We start from the raw sequence: 22,384 nt of genomic DNA, 5'->3' as shown, positions 1-22,384 counted from the left end.
TCTTTTTGTATCTAAGTTTATTGAATAATTTTAGAGTTTATCGATGTTTCTCTTGATTACAAATTATATAACAAGGTAAGTTGTATATTGCATGTCGAGACTAAGTTCACTAAATCCCAAAAACTACCCAATTAAAAGAGGTCACTATGAAAAACATAATCGCCCCAGCGATGTTAGGTATAACGTTAATAACTACGAGCTCGATTTCTGTTGCAGTTGAATCTGCAAAATCAGAAAAACATGCGACTGCGGCAGTTGAATATCGCCAATCAATATTGACTTTAGTTAAAAGTAACGTAGGAATTATGGGCGCAATGGCGAAAGGTCAATTGCCACTGGATGCCGAAGCGTTAGAAAAAAATGCGGCGCGTATCGAGCAGTTGTCATTAATGATGGACGATTATTTCTCTATAGATACGCGTGAATATAACGTGAAAACAGCCGCTTTACCCGATATCTGGAAAGACTATTCTGATTATCAATCTAAAATTACCGCCTTAACCAATGCCGCTAGTGATTTAAAAATGACGGCAGCAAGTGGTGATGAAAGTGAGCTGAAAACTAAAATTGGGGCGATATTTAAATCATGCAAAGGTTGCCACGATTCTTATAAGGCCGATTAGATTCCAGTTGCTCGATAATTTGTAATTAAAAGTAGTACTCAACTTCTGGTGTTGGTGCTGCAATTGCAATCAACCAATACAAGAAAATAGCGATAATAATTGCAAAAATAATCGCGCGTAATACTTTCGACGAGCCGATACTTTTCCCTTCAGTATCGGCTTTTTTACCGCTAAACATTGCTCCGATTAATGGTATTTTTCGACCAAATTGATACCAAAGAATAGCCACAATATGAATACCTGCAATGGCTAGAATAAGGTTAAATATTTGATGGTGTAGGCCATCCAACATACCTTGAGTTTCACTACTCACCGCCGACATATAGGGACCGGAGGAAAGCACGTCATCACTGGCAAACAACCCCGTAATCGCTTGCGCGCCCACCAATAAAATAACCGCAGGAACAATAAGGCCTCCTAGGGGATTATGTCCGGTATATTTTGGGTTTTTACCTTTTACGAATAAAATGAGATATTGCCAAATGATTTTAGGGGAATAGATGAATTGACTAAATCTAGCGTATTCTGGGCCAACAAATCCCCAGATTAAACGAAATATAATGAGTCCCAATGTGAAGTAACCAATATAGAAATGCCAATCCATATATTCGCTACCCAATTCTGAGGTAATCCACTGCGATAACAGCGCGATAACTAATAGCCAGTGAAATAATCTAAGCGGGATATCCCAAATCAATTTCTTTTGCATTTAGATTCTACTCTCATTCGTTCAAAGTAAATTTACATCCAAGATTTTCGTTTAAATGAAACAGTAAATAGGACATTTTCAAGTATGCTTTTAGCGTCATGTTGTCGCATAAATGGAATGCGCAGTGCACCTGATGCCATAATAACATTAATACTTGCTAAACCTTGTTTCAACATCATTCTGCTTTGAATAAATTGCGTTTGTTGTACTTTAAATTTTGGAAAACAGTAATGATCAACACCGAATAATCCTTTTCTTATGTAGATGTATTCGTTATCGCTCGCGTATCCCCAGCGTTTCCAGCGGATATAGATTAAACAAATAATAAAACTACAGATTATTTGAATCAGCAGAATTCCCATCAATCCTGATTTAAAATATGCCATTAAACTAAATAGTAGATTTAGAGGGATTAACCAAAGACATTGTCGCAAAATAAATCGCGGGCTAATCGCATTAAAGCTAATTTTGCCTAAATTATTGTCAGAAAAAGCATCGCGAATGATTATGTCAGCTTCACTGTGGGTTACCGAAGGGACCAGTATTTTATTTTGATTATCTTGTAACTCGTTAGTCTGTTGAATCCCTGAACTATTCTGTTTTAGTTCTAAATTAATTCTTCCCAAAATCACGTCTAGCCAATCTTGCTTCTGAGCTATGACTTGTAAGCGAGAGCGTTTAATCGTGACTTCTTGTTTGGTAAATAAACCGCTACGTCGAATATATCTATCGTCGGTTTTCGCCAGCGAATAATCATAAAATAAAACAATTGATCCTATTACAGACAGTAATGTTACCGATAACATGGCAACAAATATTAAGGAAATAATAGCTAAACCTACTTGCCAAAATGCTTGAGACTGAGAGTCGAAATAATGTTGATAATCTATTCCTGCTCGTTCAGCAAACCCAGCTAAAGAACGTGCCACGTCATCATAAAACGGGGCCATTGCACCGATGATTATCCACACTCTATTATTGGTAATACCGTGAATAACTAAATCTTTGATAGAACGCGTATTGAGCACATATTCGGCTTGGGCGTTTTGCGCCAGCGATTCTGATGCGCAATCTGTAGCACTTTTCGAGGTTGCCGGTTTTTCTTTTAAGAGAATCGAATGTTTAAGTCGTTCTGCATAATCTACAGGTAACGCCACAATTTTCGCTTCTTGTTTTGCCGAACCTGCAGTATCCAGCTGTAAACAACAAGTGTTAGTGAAGCGGTAATATAGTGGCCGTTCAATGGTAACGTTTTGAATCCGTGTGAAAGGTAAATTTATATAGGTTTTTGAGAAAACCCCAGATCGAATTTCAATGTTTTCGTTAGCTAAGCGAAAAGAGTAAAAAGCATATTGAAGAAATGAAGTAAGACTTATCAAACACAACACAGCAATTACAATGGGTATCCAGAGTTGTGGGCTTTCTTTTGCTGTTGAATAACTTACTGCAAGTGCAGGGAGTAAATAAATAGCATTATTAGCAGCGGTTTTGATTCCACTTGCAACAAAATACAGCACTGCAATTGGAGATAACCTTTGCCAATGATTATTGGATGCTTCTGGCGCTAGGAGATCCTTATCCATCAGTTAAAACATCCTTATGGTCTAAAATATATTGTCTTATTTTCTGCGAATCACGCATATCTAAGCCAGGGATTTCAAAGGTGTGCAAAGAGCCTCCTGCACTGAATACTTGTAAAGATGCCAAATTAAATGCTCTTTCCAGCGGGCCTCTTTTCAACTCTACGTGTTGTATCCTTAAAATCGGTTGACTAATTATTTTGCGAAAAATTAAACCGCTACAGTAATGTAAATCGTGTTCTTTTAGACAATACTTCTTACATGGAATCGCAAAAAATAAATAAACACTTATCAATAACGTGATGATCATCACGCAGCCAAAAGCGTATGGATATATCGCTAATAAATCGGTATGCAAGTTGATAAAAGGCTGGAAGCGAGTGATTGTCATAATGGCGATAAACAACAGAGCAAAAAGCCAAGTTGTGCAAATTGCCAAAGGCCTATAGCGCTTATTCAATGATTCGAAGTTAATTTCATTTGGGTCAGGTAATGCCGAGGTTTCTACAATCTGATAATTCACAATATTTGGTTAATGTTTAGTGATTTGTTGTTAATGTAAAGGAATATAGTTTTGAATCAATCCCAATTCGGTTACAAATTCTTAATAGTGTCAGTTAAGTTTCCAATCAAATATAACTTATCGCATTTTTACTGCTGCAACTTTTGCGTTTATATAGCACAATAATTATAGAAATTTTGTATAGGTTAATGAGTTAATAAATGACAGGAATTGGTGTTTTAGGCGCAAATGGCAGGATGGGGCGCGTCTTAATTGAAGCGGCAAGCTTAGATTCAGATGTGACTTTGCAAGCATCTACCGTGCGAGAGGGATCGCAATGGAACGGCGTTGATGCCGGTGAATTAGCTGGTATTGGAAAACAAAATCTATTGGTTTCTTCGTCATTAGATTCAAAAGCTGAAGATATTGATGTTGTTATCGATTTCACCTTACCAGAAATGCTTAAGCAGAATCTTTCCTGGTGTATAGAAAACAATAAAGCAATTGTAATCGGTACGACAGGCCTTAATGCTGAACAAAAACAAACCCTTGAATATGCTGCCAGTAAAATCCCAGTTGTTTTTGCGGCTAATTATAGTGTGGGTGTCAATTTGATGTTGAATTTGGTTCGTCAAGCGGCCAAAACTATGGGGCATTCGGCAGATATTGAAATTTTAGAAGCGCATCATAGATTCAAAAAAGATGCTCCATCGGGAACCGCAGTAGCTATCGGAGAAGCCATCGCAGATGAACTTGGTCGTGATTTAAAAGAATGTGCTGTTTATGGCAGAGAAGGCGATACCGGTGAAAGACCTCAACAAACTATTGGGTTTGCTACGGTAAGAGCAGGCGATGTTGTGGGAGAACATACAGCGTTGTTTGCGGATATTGGAGAACGCTTGGAAATCACCCATAAAGCGTCCAGCAGATTGACTTTTGCAAAAGGTGCTATAGCCGCAGCAAAGTGGTTAGCTGATAAACCAGCAGGGTTATACTCAATGCAAGATGTACTTAGCTTTAACTAATTAAGCGCTAATTTAAGGTCACTAAACGGCAAAATAAGATGTTCTTTTGGTGGCTTGTTAGTGTTTTTCGAATGAAAAGCCTATTTTGATAATTTTTCTACTTTACATTGGATCTGTTTAATCCATTAGTGTATGATCTCGGGAATTTGCCAAATTTTCGGAATGATAGCGTCTTATCTCCCGTAAATACTCGTGGTAATGAATGTAAACGGGATGTGAAATAATAATTTTAACTCGTTTTTTATAGGGTTTTGGCGCTTAGCTGGCAAAAAAACCTTGGGTTGTCCTTAATTAGGAGGTTGACTTGGCTATTTCTGCTCTTTTGGTGCTAGAAGACGGTTCTGTTTTCAAAGGCACATCGATTGGAGCTTCTGGTATTTCCGTTGGTGAAGTGGTGTTCAATACATCAATGACTGGCTATCAGGAGATTTTAACTGACCCGTCCTATGCCGAACAAATTGTTACATTAACCTATCCTCATATAGGTAACACCGGCACTAATGATGAGGATGTTGAGTCCACTAAAATTTGGGCTAAAGGCCTAATTATCCGTGACCTTCCTCTGCTAGCTAGTAATTTCCGCAATCAATCATCTCTTTCTGACTATTTGAAACATAACAATATTCTGGGTATCGCCGATATTGATACGCGTCGACTAACGCGTATTTTAAGAGATAAAGGTGCGCAAAGGGGCTGTATCGTTACCGTTCAAGAAGATAGCCAGTCAAAAATTGATGAAGCATTAAATGCAGCTAAAGCATTCCCTGGTTTAAAGGGAATGGATCTCGCGAAAGTCGTCACAACCGAGAAGGCTTACCCTTGGCAAGATGGCGTTTGGTCACTAGAAAGTGGCTATGAAAAAGATAAGCAAAATTGTAAATATCATGTGGTTGCTTACGATTTTGGTGCGAAACACAATATATTACGTATGTTGGTTGATAGAAATTGTCGATTAACGGTGGTCCCAGCGACGACATCAGCTAAAGACGTTTTAGCAATGGAACCAGATGGTATCTTTTTGTCTAATGGCCCGGGTGATCCAGAGCCATGTGATTATGCTATTAGCGCAATAAAAACCTTTTTGGACACAGATATTCCTATCTTCGGTATTTGCTTAGGCCACCAATTATTGGCACTGGCCAGTGGTGCAAAAACTGAAAAGATGAAATTTGGCCATCATGGTGCTAACCATCCAGTAAAAGATTTAGCTCGCGATGTTGTGATGATTACCAGCCAAAACCATGGTTTTGCGGTAGATGAGTCGTCTTTGCCTGATAATTTAGATGTGACCCATGTTTCTTTGTTTGATAAGTCATTACAAGGGATACATCGCAATGATAAGCCAGCATTTAGTTTCCAAGGCCACCCTGAGGCAAGCCCTGGTCCACATGATGCCGCGCCTTTGTTTGACCATTTTATTGAGCTGATAGAAAAGTCGAAATCAGCAACAAATTCACTTTCAGCTTGATACTTAGAGAAAGAATACTATGCCAAAACGTACTGATTTAAAAAGCATTCTGATTCTGGGCGCAGGTCCAATTGTAATTGGACAGGCATGCGAATTCGATTATTCAGGAGCTCAAGCATGTAAAGCGCTGCGCGAAGAAGGGTATAGAGTCATACTGGTTAATTCTAATCCAGCTACCATAATGACTGATCCGGATATGGCAGATGCCACATATATCGAACCAATTCACTGGGAAGTGGTAAAACGTATTATCGAAAAAGAACGTCCAGATGCCATCTTACCGACTATGGGTGGACAAACCGCTCTGAATTGTGCTCTAGATTTGAATAAACACGGCGTATTAGACGAATATTCTGTTGAAATGATTGGCGCAACTGCTGATGCCATTGATAAAGCCGAAGATCGTGAGCGTTTTGATAAAGCGATGAAGTCAATTGGCCTAGCCTGTCCAAGAGCTGAAATTGCACATACGATTGAACAAGCCCATGACGTTCTTAGTAGAATTGGATTTCCGTGTATTATCCGTCCATCGTTTACAATGGGTGGCTCTGGTGGCGGTATCGCTTATAACGTAGATGAATTTGACGAAATATGTCGTCGCGGATTAGATCTTTCACCTACCAGTGAATTACTCATAGATGAGTCTTTGATTGGTTGGAAAGAATATGAAATGGAAGTGGTACGAGATAAGAATGACAATTGCATTATTGTTTGTACTATCGAAAATTTCGACCCAATGGGTGTGCACACCGGAGACTCAATTACCGTTGCTCCAGCGCAAACGTTAACCGACAAAGAATTCCAAATTATGCGTAATGCAGCTATGGCTGTGTTAAGAGAAATTGGTGTTGAGACTGGTGGCTCTAATGTGCAATTTGGCGTTGACCCACAAACTGGCCGCTTGGTTATCATCGAAATGAATCCAAGGGTATCTCGTTCTTCTGCGCTTGCTTCTAAAGCAACGGGGTTTCCTATCGCTAAAGTCGCGGCAAAATTAGCAGTCGGTTACACCTTAGATGAACTAGCCAATGATATTACCGGTGGTTTAACCCCGGCATCATTTGAGCCAGCTATCGACTATGTGGTTACCAAGATCCCACGTTTTAACTTTGAAAAATTCGCTGGCGCTAACGATCGTTTAACTACTCAAATGAAGTCTGTGGGCGAAGTAATGGCCATCGGGCGCAATCAACAAGAGTCGTTGCAAAAAGCTTTACGTGGCTTAGAAGTCGGGGTTAACGGCCTTGATTCAATCATCGATATTAATGATCCAGAAAGCGAAGATATAATTATTCGTGAGTTGAGAGAACCTGGTGCCGAACGCATATGGTATATAGCTGATGCGATGCGCATGGGCATGAGCGTTGAGCAAGTGTTTGCGTTAACCAATATTGATCGCTGGTATTTAGTACAAATAGAAGAACTTGTTAATCTAGAAAAGCAGGTTGCTGAAATCGGTTTAACCGGAATTGATCAAGACTTAATGCGTAAATTGAAACGTAAAGGTTTTGCTGACGCGCGATTAGCTGAATTAACGAATGTTGCAGAGAGCGATGTTCGTGAATTAAGACGCTCTATGGAAATTGTGCCCGTGTATAAACGTGTCGATACATGTGCGGCTGAGTTTTCAACTAGCACCGCTTATATGTATTCTACATATGAAGAAGAGTGCGAGGCTAATCCATCAGATAAAGATAAGATAATGGTGTTAGGCGGTGGACCTAATAGAATCGGTCAAGGTATTGAATTCGATTATTGTTGTGTACATGCTGCACTGGCAATGCGAGAAGATGGCTATGAGACTATTATGGTCAACTGTAACCCTGAGACTGTGTCAACCGATTACGATACTTCTGATAGATTGTATTTTGAGCCAGTTACACTTGAGGACGTGCTCGAAATTGTACGTATTGAAAAGCCTAAAGGCGTGATTGTGCAATATGGCGGTCAAACCCCCCTTAAGTTGGCGCGAGCGCTTGAAGCCGCTGGTGTACCTATTATCGGTACTTCACCTGATGCGATAGATAGAGCGGAAGATCGCGAACGATTCCAGCATATGGTGAATAAACTCAACTTAAAGCAGCCTGCCAACTCTACCGTGAGTAACATGGAACAGGCGTTGGCCGAAGCTGAAAAAATTGGCTTCCCGCTAGTGGTACGTCCTTCTTATGTTTTAGGTGGGCGCGCGATGGAAATCGTTTACGACCTTAAAGATCTAAAACGCTATTTAAAAGAAGCTGTTAAAGTATCTAATGATTCGCCAGTCCTACTTGATCGCTTCTTAGACGATGCCATTGAAGTGGATATCGATGCTATGTGTGATGGTGAAAATGTCGTGATTGGCGGCATTATGGAACACATAGAACAAGCAGGAGTGCATTCAGGTGACTCAGCTTGTTCGTTACCGCCATATTCGCTTAGTGAAGAAATTCAAGACGTGATGCGTAAGCAGGTTAAGGATATGGCCCTTGAATTAGGGGTTGTAGGTTTGATGAATACGCAATTTGCTGTGAAAAATGGTGAAGTGTATTTGATTGAAGTTAATCCGCGTGCTGCCCGTACGGTTCCATTTGTTTCAAAAGCAACAGGTATGGCTTTGGCAAAAATTGGCGCACGTGCCATGGTAGGGCAATCTCTTGCATCACAAGGTGTGACAGAAGAAATTATTCCGCCATTTTATTCTGTTAAAGAAGTTGTTTTACCGTTTGCTAAATTTCAAGGTGTTGATCCACTTCTAGGCCCTGAAATGCGCTCAACGGGCGAAGTAATGGGTGTCGGAGATACATTTGAAGAAGCCTACGCTAAAGCCAATTTGGGAGCAGGGGAGCCGATTCCGCAAAAAGGCAAAGCACTTATCTCAGTTCGACATAATGATAAAACTCGCGTGGTTAAGCTTGCCCAACGCATGATAGAAAAAGGCTTCAGTTTAGAAGCTACCTCAGGTACAGCAAAACAATTGAATGATGCTGGTATTGCTTGTTCTGTAGTCAATAAACTAACCGAAGGTCGACCTAACATTGTTGATGCAATAAAAAATGGTGAGTATTGTTATATTGTTAATACCACTGAAGGACGTAAGGCAATCAATGATTCGGTTTACATTCGTCGAGAAGCATTACTCAATAAAGTTACCTATACCACAACTTTAAATGCTGCTTTTGCCACGGTTAATGCCCAAGAAGCGGACGACCGTGCCAATGTAAACTCTGTACAATCTTTACATCTGAGAGTTAAAGAACGTTAAACTTGTGGTAAACTAAAAATCATATCTAAGTAAAAAAGTGCGCATTTGATGCGCACTTTTTAATTAATTTCAGATCGGGTTAATTAACCTCAACATAAACAAAAGCACATATAAGTGAGCGTTGATCAATGAATCAATTTCCAATGACAGCAAAAGGCGCAGAGATGCTGCGTGTCGAACTTAATGAACTTAAATCAGTTAAGCGTCCACAGATCATTCAATCTATTGCAGAAGCCAGAGAGCATGGCGACTTAAAAGAAAATGCTGAATATCATGCTGCACGTGAACAGCAAAGTTTTTGCGAAGGGCGTATTCAAGATATAGAAGGCAAATTGTCTAATGCACAAATTATTGATGTAACTAAAATCACCAATAATGGCAAAGTTATCTTTGGTGCTACTGTTACCATTATTAATCTTGATTCAGACGAAGAAACAACCTATAAAATTGTCGGCGACGACGAATCAGATATTAAGAACAATCTCATTTCTGTTAACTCGCCTATCGCTCGAGGATTGATTGGAAAAGAAGAAGACGACATTGTGACCATTCAGACTCCGGCTGGTACAGTCGAATATGAAATTTCTCAGGTCGAATATATATAAATAACGCTTTTAAAAACGCTTAATACTAGTGGCTGAAATGCCAATATTTCAGCCGCTATTGCCACTTACCTAATACCTTCTGCTCCCAGATTTAAGATGCTTCAAGTTTTATTGCCGTTTGTTTTTTGAATAATCTACAATCATCCAAATAAAAGCCAATAGTGATAATAGCCACAACGGCAAATCCCCCCATTTTCTATATGGGGTAAAACCTGTTGTGGTTGCGAGATCTGCGGATAACACCCCCGCTTCAAATTGCGGTAAGCGGCTAATTACAGCGCCGTCATGGCCGATAAACGCAGTGATACCATTGTTGGTCGCCCGCAACACAGGAATACCAAATTCCTTCGCTCTTACCTGGGCAATTTCTAAGTGTTGGTCCGGGCCATGTGAGCGGCCAAACCAAGCATCGTTGCTGACAGTAATGATAAAATCGGTGTCTGCCATCAAATTGGCTGATATTTGCCTTGGAAATGCAATCTCGAAACAAACGGCTGGCGCTAAGTTGATACCATTTGAAACTATGTTGGGTTGTAGATAATCACCTCTAGTAAATGATGACATCGGTAAATCAAAAATAGGGGCCAGATTTCGTAACCAGGCTTCAAAGGGAATAAACTCACCTATAGGTAACAAGTGGTGCTTATCATAACGATTAGCATGCATATAGTGATATTGACCTTGGGTGTCTTGTGGAGACAATTTCCCTACAGCAATTAAATTGTTAAACGCCTGTCGTGAGTCATAGTCATAATTAACAATGCCTGTGATTAGTCCGGTATCGCTGTCTACTGCTTGTGCATCTAATTTTAACAAGAATGATTCAGCGCTCGACTCCAATTGCGGAACAGCCGCTTCTGGCCAAATAACGAGTTTATTGTGCCAATGTTGACTAGTTAAATTCATATACTTTTGCATGGTTGGAGCCTCCTGTTCAGGCATCCAACGCATTTCTTGTTTGATATTGCCTTGTACCATAGCAATGGAGGTTGTGTTAGCTTCAGGCGTCACCCAGCTAATCTTATTGAGAGCCCAACCACCGGTAAAGAAAATCAGTGGTAACATAACAACTGAAAGATAAGATTTTTGTTTTAGGGATAGTGCAACTGACACCGTTAAGGCGATTAAAATGACACTGACACCTGTCTCACCGATAACGGGCATCCAACCAGACAGTGGACTTTGAATTTGGCTGTAGCCTAACGATAACCAAGGAAAGCCAGTCAGAAGCCAACTGCGTAAGAACTCAATTACAAACCAAATGAAAGGCGCTAGCAAAGGCCAGTAACGTAACTTAACGAATCGGTAAAGAAAATAACAGAATAGCCCAGGATATAACGCCAAGAAGCTGCACAATAAAACCATGAGGCCGACTGAGCCTATGATTGGTAGCCCACCAAAATCAGCAATACTGACATGTACCCAAGAAATACCAGCACCAAACCAGCCTAAGCCAAATACAAAACCAGTGTTAAACGCAGATTTTGCTTTATTCGTGTTAAGTAGCAGATAAAAAAATCCGCTAAGTAAAACGGGTGTTAGAAACCAAAATGAAAAAGGTGCGTAACTGAACGTCAGTAATGCACCTATTAAAATAACACCTAAATAATGCAGCATGTTTATCTACTACTTAATCTTCTTTATTCGGTAAGGTAACTTTAAGTTGCAATAAACGGCGTTTATCTGAATTTGTGATTTTAAATAGCAGGCCGTCAATTTCGATTTCATCATCTGTCATTGGCATATGACCAAACGCTTTTAATACTATGCCACCAATCGTATCGGCTTGCTCAACATCGTATTGAGTTTCGAAGAACTGATTGAAATCTTCAATTGGGGTTAAAGATTTTACTGAGTAGGTATAGGTATTTAAAGGACGAATATCATCGGTATCATTTTCATCGATATCGTGTTCATCTTCAATTTCACCAACTATCAACTCAAGAATATCTTCAATGGTGACTAAACCAGACACACCACCATATTCATCAACAACAATTGCCATATGATAGCGTTGCTGTCTAAATTCTTTTAGAAGAACATCAACACGTTTGCTTTCGGGTACTATCACTGCGGGGCGTACAACGTCTTTAAGATGAAACTCTTTTCCCGGTATAAATGCATACGCGAGCAAATCTTTTGCTAATAAGATGCCTTCTATATGATCTTTGTCTTCATTTATGACTGGAAATCTTGAGTGGGCAGACTCGAGCATGACGGGTAAAAATTCTTCGACTGATTCGTCGATATTAATGGTCATCATTTGTGCCCTTGGGATCATAATATCCCTGACACGCATTTCATTGACGCCCATTACACCTTCGATCATCTCTCTGGTTTGCGGGTCAATAACCTCGCGCTGCTCAGCATCGGAGATTATTTCAACTAATGCTTCTTTACTTTTCGGCTCTGCGTTAAAAGTTTGTACTAGTTTATCTAGCCAGCTTCTATTCGTAGAACCGCTAGTAGAGTGGGGGTTGTCTTCGCTCATAATATCTTTTTTTGGTTCCTTGGATCACTATACTTAATGATCTTGATAGGGATCGTCAATGCCTAATTTAGTTAAAATCTGTCTTTCTAGACTTTCCATCGTATGAGCCTCATCATCGTTTTCATGATCAAACCCGAGTAAATGTAGCGTTCCATGGACAATCATATGTGCCCAATGGTGAGATAACTGCTTGTTTTGTTGTTGTGCTTCTTGCTCAACTATATCTGCACAAACAACTAAATCACCGAGAAGATTGAGTTCAATCTCTGCTGGTGCTTCAAACGGAAATGATAAAACATTCGTTGGTTTATCTTTGCCGCGGTAAGTTAAATTTAGCATTTGGCTTTCTTCGCTGGTTACCAATCTTATGGTAACTTCAGCTTCTTTAATGTGTTGGCTCGCAGCTGCTAATTCAACCCATTTTTCAAATTGTTCCACTGAGGGAAGGTTTTGGTTCTCACAGGCAACTTGAATATCAACTTCAATCTTCACTTAGAGACATTCTCGTTTTTCATATTGGCGTTTTGTTCTGCCTGTTTTTTTATTTTGGCTTTTTCTTGTTCAGACTCAAATTCTTCATAAGCTTGCACTATTCGTGCAACAACCGGGTGACGAACTACGTCATTGGCACTGAAAAAATTAAAAGAAATATCTTGAACATTTTTTAATACTTCAATTGTATGACGCAATCCAGACCGCACTCCTCGTGGTAAATCGATTTGCGTAATATCACCGGTGATTACAGCGCGAGAATTGAAACCTATACGAGTCAGAAACATTTTCATTTGCTCAACAGTGGTATTTTGACTCTCATCCAAGATAATAAAAGCGTCATTAAGCGTTCTACCACGCATATATGCAAGCGGTGCTACTTCAATGACATTGCGTTCAATTAGTTTTTCGACTTTCTCGAAACCTAACATTTCAAACAACGCGTCGTATAAAGGACGTAAATAAGGATCAACCTTTTGCGAAAGATCACCAGGTAAGAAACCCAGTTTTTCGCCAGCTTCAACTGCTGGACGAGTAAGTAATATTCGGCGAATCTCTTGTCGCTCCAAAGCATCTACGGCACAGGCTACAGCGAGATAGGTTTTCCCCGTTCCTGCAGGACCGACACCAAAACTTATATCGTGATTGATAATATTAGATACATATTTACTTTGATTAGGGTTTCTAGGCTTTATTACGCCTCTACGTGTTTTGATATGCACTTCTTTGGCGTAGTGCCCAGCTTCTGCGCGTTCTAAGCATTTAGCTTCTTGAATGGCTAAGTGAACTTGGTCAGACTCCAAAATTGGAATCTTTCCTTTTACAGGCTGTGTTTCTATATAAAGTAATTTTAATAGTTCAGCTGCGCCATTACTTTGCAGAGGATCTCCTAGCACCTTGAACTCATTGTTGCGATAGGTAATCTCTACACCTAAACGTCGCTCAATTTGTTTAATGTTGTCATCCAATGGACCACATAAACTCGAAAGACGTTTATTATCGGCGGGTTCAAGAAATACTTCGCTACTGACAATTGTACTCAAATTAAATTTTACCTTTTACTGGTTTAGGGAAGATGGAGAAAATTGTTGCACACCTAAATCGTTCGCTGGTGCAGCTTTCTTAGACAAAATAGCTTTCGGTGCGACGCTTACTCTAAGTCCCATCTCGCTCTCTCGTCTGACAACGTCTCCACGCAAAGAATTTGCAAACACATCGGTAATATTGACATCGATGAATTCACCGATCATATCGGGTGTTCCTTCAAAGTTTACCACTCGATTATTTTCTGTACGACCAGAAAGTTCCATAGGATTTTTCTTTGATGGACCTTCCACTAAGATTCGTTGTTCTGTATTTAGCATATTTCTAGCGATTCTTAGCGCCTGTTGATTGATTCGGTTTTGTAAAATCTGTAAGCGCTGTTTTTTAGTTTCTTCACTAACATCGTCGGGCAAATCTGCCGCTGGTGTGCCAGGCCTTGCGCTGTATATAAAGCTGAAACTCAAATCAAAATCAACTGCTTGAATGAGATCCATCGTGGCTTGAAAGTCTTCATCGGTTTCGCCGGGAAATCCAATAATAAAGTCAGATGACATGCAAAGGTTAGGGCGGACTTTCTTTAATTTTCGGATCTTGGATTTATATTCGATCGCTGTATGCCCTCGTTTCATCAAATTTAAAATGCGATCCGCACCACTTTGCACGGGCAAGTGCAGATGATCTACTAATTCTGGAATAGTGGCGTAGGCTTCAATCAAGTCTTCAGTAAACTCGACAGGGTGTGAAGTGGTGTAGCGGATTCGATCAATTCCATCAATTGAGGCGATTAACTCCAATAATTCGGCAAAATTACAAATTGACTCGTCAAAATGTGGGCCTCTGAAGGCATTGACGTTCTGGCCTAATAGATTGACTTCGCGAACTCCTTGCTCGGCAAGTTGTGCAACCTCTAGAAGTACATCGTCTACGGGTCTACTTACTTCCTCACCTCTAGTGTAAGGTACAACACAAAAGCTACAGTATTTAGAGCAACCTTCCATAATCGAGACAAAAGCACTTGGTCCTTCGGCACGAGGCTCAGGTAGGCGATCGAACTTTTCAATTTCGGGGAAGCTTACATCTACGACTGATTGTGAGCCGCTTTTAATTTGGTTTATCATCTCGGGTAGGCGATGCAAGGTTTGTGGACCAAAAATAACGTCTACAAAAGGCGCACGTTGTCGGATGGTATTGCCTTCTTGGGATGCAACACAACCACCCACACCAATAATCAAATCGGGTTTATGCTTTTTTAAGTTTTTCCAGCGGCCAAGCTGATGAAATACCTTCTCTTGAGCTTTTTCACGAATAGAACAGGTATTTAGCAATATGACATCGGCATCTTCAGCTTCATTAGCCAGTTCATAACCGTGTGTCGAATCGAGAAGATCGGCCATTTTTTCCGAATCATACTCGTTCATTTGGCAGCCCCAAGTTTTAATGTATAACTTTTTGCTCATATTGTGTTTCTAAACCCTAATCTTTGAATACTAGCCCAGCAGTATTTCTGCGCAGCCCAAGCTAACCAACTTCTTCAAAAGAAGCTAAATCGAACCGCTTATTTTAACGTTTTTTGTTGATTGAATCTAGCTTTGTTCTGCTATTTCACTATGACGGAGCTATAACTGCAGAATTTATTCTTAAATTAGCTGATTAATCGTGAGTTATTTCAGTATGATATAGGTATGACTAATATTTTGGCGCGTAAAAAATATGTTTGATGTAGCGATTGTTGGCGGTGGAATGGTAGGTGCTGCAGCAGGTATTGGCTTAGCTCAGCAAGGATTAAACGTAGTCATTTTTGAATCTGTATTGCCATCTCCTTTTAGTCCTGAGCAGTCACCTGACATGCGAGTTTCAGCAATCAATTTACATTCTCAGTCGCTGTTGGAGTCGTTGGGAGTCTGGTCGGAAATTGAAAAAATGCGACTATGTCCATTTACCCAAATGCAAGTATGGGAAGATGAAAAGGCTTTAACGCGTTTTGATTGTGCAGAACTAAATCAAAATCAACTAGGTTTCATTATTGAAAATAGATTAATTCAACTCGCATTATTTAATCGGATTAAGATGTTGCAGAATATTACTGTCGTAACCGAAAAAACGATAAAAAGTGTTTCAGAGGGTGCGGTTATTTCAATTCAAACTTTGGATGATGAATTATTTGAAAGCAAAGTTTTAATTGGAGCTGACGGAGGCCATTCGCAGATAAGAAACTTATTGAAAATTGGATCACAGGGTTGGCAGTATCAACAACATGCGATGGGGATCAATATTAAAATGGTTGATTCGCAACAGCAAAATATAACCTGGCAACAATTTACACCTTCAGGGCCCAGAGCATTCTTACCTTTGTATGGTGATTTTGCTTCATTGGTTTGGTACGACAGTGCGGAAAGAATTAGTGAACTAACACGTCTAAATCATAGTAATTTGAAAGCTCAAATCGTGGCTAACTTTCCGCAGAAGTTGGCTGATTTCGACATTCTGCAAGTAGCGAGTTTCCCGCTAACCAGAATGCATGCCACTCGTTATTGCAAAAATAACACAGTCTTAATTGGTGATGCAGCACACACTATTAACCCGCTTGCAGGGCAGGGCGTAAATTTAGGCTTTAGTGATGTACAGGTATTACTTAATAATATGCAAGGTTGGGATAAAGATGTCATTTCGGTCGCGGCGTTATTGAAGCGTTATGAAAGTATTCGTAAGCCACAAAACTTATTGATGATGTCGACTATGGATGCAATTTATGCGACCTTCAGTAACAACATTTTTCCGTTAAAAGTGTTGCGAAATGCAGGTTTAAAGCTAGCGGATAAAGCTGGCCCACTTAAAAAGCAGGTAATGAAAGTCGCGTTAGGACTGACCTAAGGCAGCGTCAGTCCAAAAACCTTATTTACCCCAAATTCCTTTTTCAGTTTCTCCTTGAATAACGCAATCACCGTTTTTGTATTCAGGTGCTTTGCCTGCTTTGCGCTTCTCAAAGTAATCTTGACTAATCGAAACTATTGTAGGAGTCATCCAAACTACCGCGATAATATTAATAAAGGTCATTAAACCTAAAGCCATGTCGGCCATGGCCCAAACTTTGGGTAGTGAAGCCATGGAACCCCAAAAAATCATCAACAAATAACCTGTGGTATATACCCATCGGCCAATTTTGTTATCTAGTTTGAACATATGCAGATTACTTTCACCGTAAGCGTAGTTGGCTACGACAGAGGTAAAAGCGAAAAGACTAATCGCTGCTGCCACAAAATCTCCCCCATAACTGCCTAAATGACTGCCCATGGCATCTTGGGTCAAGCGAATACCTTCCATTTGCTCACCGCTAGAGCCACCTGCCAACAAAATAACGACAGCTGTGCAGGTACAAAGCACCATAGTGTCGATAAATACGCCGAGCATTTGCACGTATCCTTGTGATACTGGGTGATTCGGATTAGGTGATGCGCCCGCTGCGGCATGTGGGACGCTTCCTGACCCCGCTTCATTTGAATATAGGCCACGTTGAATACCATTTTTTATCGCCGCCCCTAATGCACCAGCTGCGGCTTCTTGAAGTCCAAATGCAGACTTAATAATATCAATCAGCATGGCTGGCACTAGGTCAATATTTACTATCGTAATGGTAAGTGTCACTAAAACGTAAGTAATTGCCATAAAAGGCACAATCCATTCGGCGAATCTTGCGATTGCTCGCAACCCACCAACAACGATTAGCCCGGCCAATAGAATAATAACTAGACCTGAATATTGAGTTGGAATTTCGTATGCGTGATTGAGAGCGTCTGTGATGGTGTTGGCCTGAACTGCGCTAAAAATAAATCCATAACCAAGAAATAGACATAACGAAAATATGACAGCTAGCCAGCGTTTATTTAAACCCTGTTGTATGTAATAGGCTGGACCGCCTCGAAATTCACCATTAGTATCTTTAACTTTGTATAGCTGGCCTAACACACTTTCGGCAAAGCCGGTTGCCATACCGAGTAAGGCAATCATCCACATCCAAAAAATAGCACCGGACCCACCTAAGGAAATAGCGACAGCGACACCCGCTAAATTACCCGTGCCTACACGAGCAGAGAGGCTTGTACATAGTGCTTGAAATGAACTTATCCCCGCAGCGTCACTTTTGGTACTGTTTTTCATAATGCTGAACATGTGGCCAAAATGTCTAAATTGCAGAAAGCCTAACTTCACTGTGAACCACACACCTGCAAACACCAGCATGACTGCTAATATTGGGACATAAAAACTGGATTGTTCGGCATCAGTTTCCCATAAAACGCTTAATCCTTTATTCCACAATACATCGTTTATAAAATTGACAATGTCATTTATCACACTAGTTCCTAGTAATTTATAATTTTTATAGGTTAAGTGTGAATGGATCTAGTTAGCAAGTAAAGGGGATGGAGAAGGTGAATTTTCCAAATAAAAAAGCCCAAGAAATTATCTTGGGCTTAGATATGGCTGGGGTAGCTGGATTTGAACCAACGAATGGCGGGATCAAAACCCGCTGCCTTACCGCTTGGCTATACCCCAAAAGGCAATAAGTGCAAATGCACTTATTACGCAGAAAGTTGGCTGGGGTAGCTGGATTTGAACCAACGAATGGCGGGATCAAAACCCGCTGCCTTACCGCTTGGCTATACCCCAACAAAAATGGTGCGGAAGGAGAGACTTGAACTCTCACGCCGTGAAGCACTGGAACCTAAATCCAGCGTGTCTACCAATTCCACCACTTCCGCAGTTGCTTGTCCTAAAACAAGACTTGGTGGCTACGGCGGGACTCGAACCTGCGACCCCATCATTATGAGTGATGTGCTCTAACCAGCTGAGCTACGTAGCCATCTATCTTTGGGTACTCCTCTTTGGAGTGGCGCGTATTATGCTGATATGGGATAAGGTCGTCAACCCTTTTTTGAAGTGATTTGTTCGTTTGCTCGATATCTAAACAAACTTGTAGGGTAAATCGATATTTTGTTAATCAATTTGTTTGCTTTTGACGTAGATTCACGTTTAAAACAAACTTTAATCGGTATTTGTTGGTTAAGAGACTCGCATAAAAAAGCCCGCATAAGCGGGCTTTTAATCTATTCGAATGAAATATTAATTATTGCGCTTCAACGTCAATAACTGTTAGACCATTCTCATTTCCATTTTCGTCTTTATATATAACACCACCAACGTAGTTTTCACCCGCTTGTAGTCCATACATTCCCACATACACTCTACTTGTACGGCCAGCTACAGCTCTTGAAGACGCTCTAACAGTCAATCCAGTCGTACCAGACTCATCGACAGTCCATACATGTAGTGGAACTTCAGTAGGCCCTTCACCGGCCATGTCCCAACCATGAACAAATACTAGGTAAGTATCAAATCCACCTAAATTAGCTAACGGAGTAGGATCTACTAGAGTCACAGTTTCGTCGGAATCGAAGTTTGTGCTTGCGCCCACTTGAGAGCAGCTAAACTGAGGACACTCCCAAACGTATAGATCTAGATCCATAGCTGGATTTGGCAAATCATCAGTATTAATTTCAAATTTCGCAATTCTGGTTCCTTCAGGTACATCAACCATGTATACCGCTAAACCAGGTTCAAGGAAAGCAAACGTACTATCTGGATCTTGCGATACGACATGTGATTCACCGTAAACCTGACCAAGACCTGTTTCCTCATCGATAGTGGAGGTATCTAGACCAATTCCTTGTGCATAGAATCTGCCGTTATACCCAACTTCTGCAGATAAGGTGACACGTGCAGCTGAACCTGTAGTAACAAGGTTTATTTCATCAGGAGCTGTAACACGAACAGGTTCTGTTGGCATGATTGCTATTGGACTGCGAACATTATGTGTGCCATCACTCCAAGTAATCGAACCAAACGTCCACTCATTAAGCTCAACATCAGCATTCTTACTGAAGGTCAATTGGTATAAGCCTAGACCATCACTTTCTCTGAAGCCCATAACATCTGAATCGACAAAAGTACCTGTGTTCCAATCAAGAACACTCACTGTTACATCAATACCAGACGGCGCTTCAACACTAGCAACATAACTATTTAAGTCACTTACATTATTGACATAACGAGTGATTGTTTGTGTCCCAGCAAGCTCGTCAATAGCGATTGAGGCAATGTTCAGATCACTTGCATCTGTTGGATAACCCGCATTTTCGAACGCTGCACAACTAAAGCCAGAAGTTGATTCAGTAAATGCTGATTCACCTTGACCACACAAGAATGCCCAATAGTCAAACTCGTTTGCGTCGTAGACTAATCCCGGATCGACAGCGAAGTTTGGATCCACATGTCCTGCACCATAATCAAATGGGTCGGCTGCGGTTGCTCCATCTTCTTTAGTTAGATTTTGTCTTGCTGTGGTCATTATTGCAGATTTAACCGCAGCAGGGCTCCATGTAGGATTTGCTTCACGTACTAATGCCGCTAGTCCAGCAATATGAGGAGAAGACATTGACGTACCACTTAGGTAGGCATAGCTTTCACCCATCAAACCGCTATCTATTTGTGAACCAGAAGTTCCCGCTAGAATCTGCTGACCTGGCGCTGTGATATCAGGTTTAATGATGTCTGCTGTGGCTAAACTTTCACCTCGAGAAGAAAATCCTGCAATCTGATTTCCTATTTCTGTTGATGTTCCTCCAGAAATTGCATCGTAGGTCATATTAACGCTAACAGTTACTTCATCAACTAGACCTGCTAATTCAAGGCCTTTTTCATTCGTAATCATAACCCCTGGAATCGTAATGCCAGTTGCATCACCACCCATAGGGGTAGGAGCGCGGTTATCTGAGTAAACAACAACGCCAGTTGCACCAGCATTTTGCGCGTTCAGTATTTTAATACTGAAGTTACATACTCCACGTGCTATCAATGCGATGTTTCCAGCAATTTCTGCTGGATTAGTGAGCCCATCATCGCATGCTAGGGCAGGAGTTGCTGCAACTAATTGACCTGATAATCCTTCTTCAGGCACTGGTGCTGTAATTGAACCATGAACTGAATATAAATCGTCAGTTACATCGTCGTAGCTAACTTCTAAAGTATTACCAATAAGTGCAGTATCGCCATCATAAGTAGATGCAGCAACTGTAGTTACCCAAGGTACATTGTGGGCAACTGTTTGCGCGCCCGGACCTGAGTTACCAGCAGAAAGCGAACTAAATACACCGCCTCTAGCTGCATTGAAAAACGCTACATGAACTGGGTCTACTAAATCTGTTCTACTGCCGCTTATAGAAAAGTTTATAACATCCACACCGTCCGCGACTGCAGCATCAATTGCTGCTACGGAATCTGTAGTCGCACAACCACTATTTCCTGGGGCACTTCCGTTCCAACAGACTTTATATGCCGCCACACGAGCTCTAGGAGCCATGCCGGTAACTAAACCAACATCAACTCCAAGTATCGACGCTGAAACACTTTCGTTACCGCCAGCAGTTGTCATTGTATGAGTACCATGACCGTCGGCGTCACGTGGTGAATCAAATTCACCCGGTAACAACGATTCAGGTCCAAAACCCGTGTTGAAGTAACGAGCACCGATTAATTTGTTATTACATTCAAACAAAGGATCAGTACCGACATCACACACATCTTCTTTATTAGGCCATTCAGGTCTAGTGTCTTGAATTGGAGCAAAACCGGTATCATCTAGACTAGGGTTTTCCGGCCAAACTCCAGAATCCACTACGCCAATGATCATGTCTTCACCTTTATTACCTAAAGTGTGAAGTCCATCCGGTGATGTTAGACCTAAGAAAGATGGCGTATTTGACGTGTCCATTTCACGGATTTCATCAGGCCAAATATTTATAACTTCCGAATTAGTCCTCAATTTTGATACCTGTGCGGAAGTTAAATTTGCTGCAAAACCATTAAAAGAATGTTCGTAGGTATATACAGCTTCTTTAATCCCTACATCATTCATAATTTTGTTTTGTTTATTAACTAATTCTTTCCTGTATGCAATATTAGAAGCTGAATTAGCATCATATTTAGCGCTTTTAAGAATACCACCTGCTTTGTTCGGTAGATTCGTTTTAAGGGGGCGATTAGCTGCTGGCGCTCCTCTTAATTGAACTATATAACGTGTCTTTGAAGCAGAGGTCTGAGAAGTAGAACCATCTGCGGTGACAAAACTGCGGTCTGGATTTGATAATGCCAATGCACTATGTACAGACATCGCCAAAAAGCACCCAGTTCCGAGTACAGTTAGCTGTTTGCGTAACATAGAATTTTCCTTTGTTGTTTTATAATTTTTTTTGAGCAGTTTGATACTGCATACGTATAGAAACGTTTTCCAAACTTCTTTGGTTTGGTAACTTGACTTGGTTAGCCAAACTTAGGTTGGGAACGATGAATTAATAATGGTTTCATTTTTTATTGTCTCAACTTCTAAGCAAAATTTAAGAAGCAAGAAACATTCCTTCTATATAGCATACTGATATATATAATAATTTTTGTTACTAGGAAAAGTGCATATTGATATATGTTAAAAACCCTGACATTGTTTTGGTCGAATGGTATACAGAAATCAGTTAGTTTTTAATGGACAGGCAA

At 40.6% G+C, this 22,384-nt stretch carries 16 protein-coding genes and 4 tRNA genes; 6 read left to right on the top strand and 14 right to left on the bottom strand.

Annotated features, from left to right (window positions below; all coding sequences use genetic code 11):
• Positions 1 to 146 precede the first annotated feature (146 nt).
• Positions 147 to 623: a c-type cytochrome gene (locus GLIP_RS01395; RefSeq protein WP_008842753.1), complete on the top strand. Its 477-nt coding sequence runs from the start codon at positions 147 to 149 to the stop codon at positions 621 to 623.
• 25 nt (positions 624 to 648) lie between these two features.
• Here GLIP_RS01395 and GLIP_RS01390 read toward each other — a convergent pair whose 3' ends face one another.
• Genes GLIP_RS01390 through GLIP_RS01380 form a run of 3 tightly spaced genes read right to left on the bottom strand, consistent with a single transcriptional unit; the run spans position 649 to position 3,435 of the window.
• Positions 649 to 1,332: a cytochrome b/b6 domain-containing protein gene (locus GLIP_RS01390; RefSeq protein WP_008842752.1), complete on the bottom strand. Its 684-nt coding sequence runs from the start codon at positions 1,330 to 1,332 to the stop codon at positions 649 to 651.
• 32 nt (positions 1,333 to 1,364) lie between these two features.
• Positions 1,365 to 2,915 (bottom strand): PH domain-containing protein, encoded by a 1,551-nt coding sequence (locus GLIP_RS01385; RefSeq protein WP_008842751.1) that lies wholly within the window; start codon positions 2,913 to 2,915, stop codon positions 1,365 to 1,367.
• The gene (locus tag GLIP_RS01380) at positions 2,908 to 3,435 is read right to left on the bottom strand and encodes a PH domain-containing protein (protein ID WP_008842750.1); all 528 of its coding nucleotides are present in this window, start codon (positions 3,433 to 3,435) and stop codon (positions 2,908 to 2,910) included. The genes GLIP_RS01385 and GLIP_RS01380 overlap by 8 nt, the downstream gene beginning before the upstream one ends.
• Positions 3,436 to 3,635: 200 nt before the next feature.
• Between GLIP_RS01380 and dapB the strand changes: the two genes are divergently transcribed.
• The 4 genes from dapB (at position 3,636) to greA (ending at position 9,756) form a co-directional block, all read left to right on the top strand.
• Entirely contained in the window at positions 3,636 to 4,439 is an 804-nt protein-coding gene (dapB, locus tag GLIP_RS01375; RefSeq protein WP_008842749.1) for a 4-hydroxy-tetrahydrodipicolinate reductase, read from the top strand.
• A gap of 304 nt (positions 4,440 to 4,743) precedes the next feature.
• A complete protein-coding gene (gene carA / locus GLIP_RS01370) occupies positions 4,744 to 5,907 on the top strand; it encodes a glutamine-hydrolyzing carbamoyl-phosphate synthase small subunit (RefSeq protein WP_008842748.1) in 1,164 nt (387 codons plus the stop codon).
• Positions 5,908 to 5,926: 19 nt separating this feature from the next.
• The gene (carB, locus tag GLIP_RS01365; protein WP_008842747.1) at positions 5,927 to 9,151 is read left to right on the top strand and encodes a carbamoyl-phosphate synthase large subunit; all 3,225 of its coding nucleotides are present in this window, start codon (positions 5,927 to 5,929) and stop codon (positions 9,149 to 9,151) included.
• A gap of 128 nt (positions 9,152 to 9,279) precedes the next feature.
• Positions 9,280 to 9,756: a transcription elongation factor GreA gene (gene greA, locus GLIP_RS01360; RefSeq protein ID WP_008842746.1), complete on the top strand. Its 477-nt coding sequence runs from the start codon at positions 9,280 to 9,282 to the stop codon at positions 9,754 to 9,756.
• Between the two features lie 108 nt (positions 9,757 to 9,864).
• Here greA and lnt read toward each other — a convergent pair whose 3' ends face one another.
• The 5 genes from lnt to miaB are packed head-to-tail and all read right to left on the bottom strand — an operon-like array spanning position 9,865 to position 15,240.
• On the bottom strand, positions 9,865 to 11,373 hold the full coding sequence (lnt, locus tag GLIP_RS01355) for an apolipoprotein N-acyltransferase (RefSeq protein ID WP_008842745.1): 1,509 nt from the start codon (positions 11,371 to 11,373) through the stop codon (positions 9,865 to 9,867).
• A gap of 13 nt (positions 11,374 to 11,386) precedes the next feature.
• Positions 11,387 to 12,247 (bottom strand): HlyC/CorC family transporter, encoded by an 861-nt coding sequence (locus tag GLIP_RS01350; RefSeq protein ID WP_008842744.1) that lies wholly within the window; start codon positions 12,245 to 12,247, stop codon positions 11,387 to 11,389.
• A gap of 33 nt (positions 12,248 to 12,280) precedes the next feature.
• Entirely contained in the window at positions 12,281 to 12,739 is a 459-nt protein-coding gene (gene ybeY, locus GLIP_RS01345; RefSeq protein ID WP_008842743.1) for an rRNA maturation RNase YbeY, read from the bottom strand.
• Positions 12,736 to 13,782 (bottom strand): PhoH family protein, encoded by a 1,047-nt coding sequence (locus tag GLIP_RS01340; RefSeq protein WP_008842742.1) that lies wholly within the window; start codon positions 13,780 to 13,782, stop codon positions 12,736 to 12,738. Before GLIP_RS01340 ends, ybeY begins: the two co-directional genes overlap by 4 nt.
• A gap of 15 nt (positions 13,783 to 13,797) precedes the next feature.
• Entirely contained in the window at positions 13,798 to 15,240 is a 1,443-nt protein-coding gene (gene miaB, locus GLIP_RS01335) for a tRNA (N6-isopentenyl adenosine(37)-C2)-methylthiotransferase MiaB (RefSeq protein ID WP_008842741.1), read from the bottom strand.
• Between the two features lie 253 nt (positions 15,241 to 15,493).
• Between miaB and GLIP_RS01330 the strand changes: the two genes are divergently transcribed.
• Positions 15,494 to 16,654, top strand: coding sequence for an FAD-dependent monooxygenase (locus GLIP_RS01330; RefSeq protein WP_008842740.1), 1,161 nt, complete (start codon positions 15,494 to 15,496; stop codon positions 16,652 to 16,654).
• Between the two features lie 21 nt (positions 16,655 to 16,675).
• On the opposite strand, the gene GLIP_RS01325 is transcribed toward GLIP_RS01330, so the two are convergent.
• From GLIP_RS01325 to GLIP_RS01300, 6 genes are all read right to left on the bottom strand, one after another.
• Positions 16,676 to 18,133: an alanine/glycine:cation symporter family protein gene (locus tag GLIP_RS01325; protein WP_008842739.1), complete on the bottom strand. Its 1,458-nt coding sequence runs from the start codon at positions 18,131 to 18,133 to the stop codon at positions 16,676 to 16,678.
• Between the two features lie 126 nt (positions 18,134 to 18,259).
• Positions 18,260 to 18,334 (bottom strand) — tRNA-Gln (locus GLIP_RS01320).
• Positions 18,335 to 18,373: 39 nt separating this feature from the next.
• Positions 18,374 to 18,448 (bottom strand) — tRNA-Gln (locus GLIP_RS01315).
• A 7-nt stretch (positions 18,449 to 18,455) separates the two neighbouring features.
• Positions 18,456 to 18,540, bottom strand: a tRNA-Leu gene (locus GLIP_RS01310).
• Between the two features lie 24 nt (positions 18,541 to 18,564).
• Positions 18,565 to 18,641: transfer RNA gene (locus GLIP_RS01305), tRNA-Met, on the bottom strand.
• Between the two features lie 264 nt (positions 18,642 to 18,905).
• A complete protein-coding gene (locus GLIP_RS01300; RefSeq protein ID WP_008842735.1) occupies positions 18,906 to 22,055 on the bottom strand; it encodes a S8 family serine peptidase in 3,150 nt (1,049 codons plus the stop codon).
• Positions 22,056 to 22,384 lie beyond the last annotated feature (329 nt).

The organism is Aliiglaciecola lipolytica E3 (genome assembly GCF_000314975.1).
GTDB lineage: Bacteria > Pseudomonadota > Gammaproteobacteria > Enterobacterales > Alteromonadaceae > Aliiglaciecola > Aliiglaciecola lipolytica.
The sequence above is the reverse complement of the archived record's forward strand: the minus strand, read 5'-3'. Positions and strand labels throughout refer to the sequence as shown.